Source organism: Aquipuribacter hungaricus, from assembly GCF_037860755.1.
Taxonomy (GTDB): Bacteria; Actinomycetota; Actinomycetes; order Actinomycetales; family JBBAYJ01; genus Aquipuribacter; species Aquipuribacter hungaricus.
In genome coordinates this window covers 1-1,424 of sequence record NZ_JBBEOI010000414.1, presented here as the reverse complement: position 1 = coordinate 1,424, position 1,424 = coordinate 1, and the positions used below count along the sequence as shown (strand labels likewise).

Annotated in this window: 3 protein-coding genes; all 3 read left to right on the top strand. The window is 79.8% G+C overall.

Going from position 1 to position 1,424, the window contains the following annotated elements; genetic code table 11:
* The coding region (locus WCS02_RS20275) for a type II secretion system F family protein (RefSeq protein WP_340296121.1) at positions 1-642 on the top strand (642 nt) is incomplete at its 5' end.
* 291 nt (positions 643-933) lie between these two features.
* Positions 934-1,170: a DUF4244 domain-containing protein gene (locus tag WCS02_RS20270; protein WP_340296119.1), complete on the top strand. Its 237-nt coding sequence runs from the start codon at positions 934-936 to the stop codon at positions 1,168-1,170.
* A gap of 34 nt (positions 1,171-1,204) precedes the next feature.
* The coding region (locus tag WCS02_RS20265) for a pilus assembly protein TadE (protein WP_422665447.1) at positions 1,205-1,424 on the top strand (220 nt) is incomplete at its 3' end.

Genomic DNA, 1,424 nt, shown 5'->3' with positions numbered 1-1,424 from the left:
GGGCCTGCGGCGTCGGCGCGCATCGTCGGCGGGCTCCCGCTCGCCGGCCCGCTCGTCGCCGGGATGCTCGGCGTCGACGCGGCGCACGTCCTGCTCGGCACGCCCTGGGGTCGCGCGTGCGCCGTGCTGGGCGTCGCGCTGCTCGCCGTGTCCTGGTGGTGGTCGGCCCGCCTGGTGCGGCTGGCCCGCGGTGCGGGCGGGGGAGGGGTCGACGAGGCCGTGGTGTGCGACCTCGTCGCGGCCGCCCTCGACGCCGGCGTGGGGACGGCGACCGCGCTCCGCGAGGTGGCCCGGGCGCTCGACGAGGTGCCCGGCGCCGACCCCGGCGGCACGGCAGCGGACCTCCGCCGCTGCGCGACCGGCCTGGACACCGGCGACTTCCGGCTCGTCGCCGTCGACGAGGACCTCGAGCCGCTGCTCGACGCGGTGCGCTTCTCGGTGAGGACCGGGGCGCCGGCCGGGCCGCCCCTGCAGCTGGCGGCCGAAGAGGTGCGGCGCGCGGCGGAGGAACAGGCCGCCACCGCCACCGCCCGCCTGGCGGCGCGGCTCGTGCTCCCGCTCGGCCTCTGCGCGCTGCCCGGGTTCCTGCTCCTCGGCATCGCCCCTGTGGTCGTCGAGCTCCTGGGCGCCGGGTTGCGCTGACCGTCGGGTGCCGGGGTCGGCCCGGCCCTCGGGTCCCGCCGGGTGGCCGCTCCTGGCGCGCGACCCGGGCGGACCGCCCACCGCCACCCCGGCCCCTCAGGTGTCACCGCGTCGCCGCTCCTGGCGCGCCACTCGCGCGGACCGCCCTTCGCCACCCCGGCCCGTGTGTCCACACCCCTCGTCCGGCCGACCCGTCCACCGGACGACTCCGCGGGCCCGCGACGCAGGACGCGTCCGGCGCATGGTCGTCGTGGGCCCGACCGGGCCCGGGGAAACCTGAGAGGGGACGACATGGTGGACGACACGACCGGCGGGACCGAGCTCGAGGGCGCGGTCGCGCCGGCACGGCGGGCGGGGACGACGGTGCGCCGCGTGGTGCTGGAGGACGCGGGCATGGCGACGGCGGAGTACGCCGTGGCCACGCTGGCGGCGGTGGGCTTCGCGGGGCTGCTGTTCGCGGTGCTGGGCAGCGGGGAGGTGCAGGGGCTGCTGCTGGGCCTCGTGCGCCGTGCGCTCGGCGCGGTGTGAGCGGCTGACGGCGCAGGACCGAGAGGCCGGGAGCGTGACCGCGGAGGTCGCGGTCACGTTCCCGGCCGTGGTCCTCGCGCTGGCGGTCGTCCTGTTCGCGGGCTCCGTGGCCCAGGCAGGGGTCTCGTGCGCCGACGCCGCGCGCGCCGCCGGCAGGGAGGTGGCCCGGGGCGGGTCCGCCGCGGCGGCCACCGCGGCCGCTCAGCAGGTGGCCGGGCGACCGGTGCAGCTGCAGCTCGCCGGCGGGGGTGGTG